This is a genomic window from Aestuariivirga sp. (assembly GCF_046093005.1).
Taxonomy (GTDB): domain Bacteria; phylum Pseudomonadota; class Alphaproteobacteria; order Rhizobiales; family Aestuariivirgaceae; genus Aestuariivirga.
Genome location: NZ_JBJTER010000164.1, coordinates 1 through 3,380, shown reverse-complemented (window position 1 = coordinate 3,380; position 3,380 = coordinate 1). Strand labels below are relative to the sequence as shown.

Sequence of the window (3,380 nt, the reverse complement as noted above, 5' to 3'; positions counted from 1 at the left end):
ACGATGGCCGGCAGCATGCGGGTGGTGAGAATGATGAACAGATAGGTATCGTTGCCTTTGAGCGGGTAGCGCGAAAAGCCATAGGCGGCGAGCGTGCCGATGACCAGCGCCAGCAGCACCGAAACGGTCGCGATCACGATGGAATTGAAGAAATAGCGGTCAAAGCCGGTGGGCTCCGGCGCGCCGCCCGCCGTCATCGAGCGCTCGAAGACCGAGCCGAAATTCTCCAGCGTGGGGGTGAACACATATTGCTCGGGGATCAGGCCGAACAGCGAGGTGGGCGACAGCGTGGGCGGCACCGACAGCGCCAGGTCCTGCGGCTTTATGGCCGTGAAGATGATGAACAGCACGGGAAGGAAGTAAATGAAGGAGACGATGGCGGCGGCCAGGGTGCGGCCCCATCCCGCCTCGCCGACCCCGCTCGCCTTGCGGAAACCCAGCGTTTCCCAGATCGATGAGTTCTCGGCCATGGTTCAGGCTCCCTGGGTGCGCCGGTTGGCGAGATAGAGGTAGAGGTTGGTGAGCACGATGACCATGAACAGCATGACGTAGGAAATGGCCGCGCCTTCCGAAGTCTTGTTCTGCTCATTGGCGATGCGGATCAGGTGGTAGGAGATGGTCATCGTGTCGTTGCCGCCCTTGGTCAGCAGGATCACCAGGTCAGCGAGCTTGAAGGCCTCGATGGTGCGGAACAGCAGCGCCAGCATCAGGAGGCCGCGGATATAGGGGAAGGTGATGGTCCAGAATTGCCGCCACTTGGATACGCGGTCGATGGCGGCTGCCTCATAGAGATATTTCGGCACCGACACGAGTCCCGCCAGCACCAGCAACATGACGAAGGGCGACCACATCCAGGCATCGGCGAAGACGATGCCGGCGAAGGCGCCCAGCTTGGTGCTCATCAGGATGAACTGTTCACCGGTGATCCTGTCCACCACATAGCTGAGAATGCCGAAGGTCGGATCATAGTAATAGGTGAAGAACACGCCGGACGCCACGACCGAGAGCATCATCGGCGTCAGCACGAGAATCAGCAGGTACTTGCGGAGCGGAAACTGTTTGGCGAACAGCATGGCCAGAAGGAAGCCGACAATCATCTGGGCGGCCACGGTGAAGATCACGAACAGCGCGGTGTTGATCAGCGCCTTCCAGTTGGCGCCCGCCGCCAGATCGCTGGTCAGAACCTTCACGTAATTGGCCAGGCCCACGAAGCGGATGGACTGCTGGTTCGACTGATAGGCAAAGAAGGAAAGCCCCAGCGACCACAACAGCGGAAAGATATTCATGACAAACAGCACCGCGATCGCCGGAGCCACGAGCAGCCCGCCATAATACTTCCGGCGGTAGGCATTGACGGCGAAAGCGGCGGCCACGAGCGCCGCCATGGCGCCGGTTACCCAAAACGAAACGGCTGCGGGAAGCGCCAGAACCGCGGCCACGGAGATGACCGCGCCCAGAACAATGGCAAGTTTCCAGTTGTCCGCGGAAATCCGCATCAGTGCGGAAGGCGGATCTGTCACTGCGGTTGAAGACATCGGCTGGCTTTTCCAGGAAATGGGCGGGCGCGGGAGACATGCGGCTCCCGCGCCCGGTCTTGTTCGGTTTACTGGATCAGGCCGGCGCTGCTCAGGACTTCCTGCTGGAACTTGGCGATGTTATCCAGCGTGGTCTTGGCGTCCTGCTTGCCGGTGATGGCCAGATCGAACTGATCCTGCTGCTGGGTGAGCAGCTCGAAGAACTGCGGCACGTGCCAGACGTCCTTCTGCCAGTCGAGCTGCGGAGCCCAGGCCCGGTTCCACGGACGGTAGGTCACGTACTTCGGATCCTCATAGACCGACTTCACGGCCGACTGGCCGCCGCCCGCCGCGAACTGGTGCTGGATCTCGTCGGAGAGCCACCACTTCACGAACTCCACGGCTTCCTTGATCTGCTCGTCGGTCGTCCAGGTGGTCAGCACGAAGGGCTGGCCGCCGATGTTGGACCAGCGGATCATCTTGCCATCCGGACCCATGGTGCCCGGCATCTGGCCGAACACCAGCTTGTCGGAGACCTTCGAGGTCTTGGGATCGAGCGAAGCTTCGCCGAGGCCGATCCAGTTGATGTTCATCGCGACCTTGCCTTCGCGGAACAGCTCGTCGGACTTGAAGATGTCCATGGTGCCGGTCTTGGCGACCGGCGGCATGAACTCGAGCAGGCCCAGATACTTCTCGAGGGCCGCGACGGCTTCCGGCGAGTTGACCACGCCCTCGGCCTGGCCGGTCGGCGCCTGGGTTTCGTCCCAGATATTGCCGCCCATCTGCCAGATGAAGCCGTTGATCTGCATTGACGAGAAGTCATAGCCCGTGCCGGCCTGATAGGCGATTCCGTAGAAATCGTCCTCGGCGGGAGCGCCCGCCAGCATCTCGCCCTTCTTGCGGCGGAAGAACTCGCCGACATTCTTGAAGTCATCCCAGGTCATGGCGTCGAGCTCTTCGCCCGTGCAGGGCAGCTTCTTGCCGTATTTGGCCTGGAAGTTCTTCTGCTCTTCCTCGTGGCAGATGATGTCCTTGCGGGCAAAGTTCACCAGCACGTCGGGGAATTGCGGGAAGCCGTAGTAGTTCTCCGACTTGTAGGGATAGGTCGAATAGGCGTTGAGCGGATTCGGGTGAATGCTCATCAGCGTCTTCTTGAATTCCGGGTCGGCGTCCAGAAGATCGTTGATCTTGCGGTAGTAGCCGCCTTCCACGAAGGCGCCGAGCCACTGCGAGTCGGAGACGATGAAGTTGTACTTCTGCTCGCCCGAGGTCAGCGAGGCGTTGACGCGCGTGTAGAAGTCAGGCCACGGAATGAAGTCCACGTCGAGCTTCACGGTGTTGCCGGACTTCGGCTTGTACTGTTCGTCGAAGAACTTCTTCATGATGCGGGTCGGCGGCCAGTCCGGCACCGCCATGGTCAGCGTCACTTCCCCGGCCGCGGCGTAGCTTGCCGCGCCGGTCAGCATGGTGGCGGCAAGGCCGAGGGCCGCCACGGTGCCTTTTACTTTAGCAATCACGTTCATTTCAGGTTTCCTCCCATGGTTAACCGTCTGACTTCAGTCCGCTGGCGTCAGGCCATTGCCTGGCCGTTGGCGGCACGGAAGATGTGGATCTTGTTCAAATCGAATGTCACCGGCATGTGGTCGCCGGGCTTCAGCCCGGTGGCGCTCTGCTCCGGCAGCACCATGCGCAGGGTTTCGCCACCGGCCTCAACCGAAACGACAGTGACGTCGCCCAATGGCTCGATCAGGTGGACACGGCTCGCCATCGCGGCCTCGCCGGCCGCGGCCGGGCGCAGGTCGCTGGGCCTGATGCCGACGATGGCAGCCTCGCCGGCACTGCCGGTGTTGAGCTTGCGCGCGCTGA

General features: G+C 61.6%; 3 protein-coding genes and 1 pseudogene. All 4 read right to left on the bottom strand.

Features of this window, described 5'->3' with window-relative positions:
- Positions 1-470 (bottom strand): annotated as a pseudogene (locus tag ACKOED_RS14135) (carbohydrate ABC transporter permease); the annotation flags it as partial.
- A 3-nt stretch (positions 471-473) separates the two neighbouring features.
- Positions 474-1,535 (bottom strand): carbohydrate ABC transporter permease, encoded by a 1,062-nt coding sequence (locus ACKOED_RS14130; RefSeq protein WP_408917254.1) that lies wholly within the window; start codon positions 1,533-1,535, stop codon positions 474-476.
- Positions 1,536-1,603: 68 nt separating this feature from the next.
- Positions 1,604-3,037: an ABC transporter substrate-binding protein gene (locus ACKOED_RS14125; RefSeq protein ID WP_408917253.1), complete on the bottom strand. Its 1,434-nt coding sequence runs from the start codon at positions 3,035-3,037 to the stop codon at positions 1,604-1,606.
- A 47-nt stretch (positions 3,038-3,084) separates the two neighbouring features.
- On the bottom strand, positions 3,085-3,380 hold a 296-nt coding region (locus ACKOED_RS14120), incomplete at its 5' end, for a TOBE domain-containing protein (protein WP_408917252.1).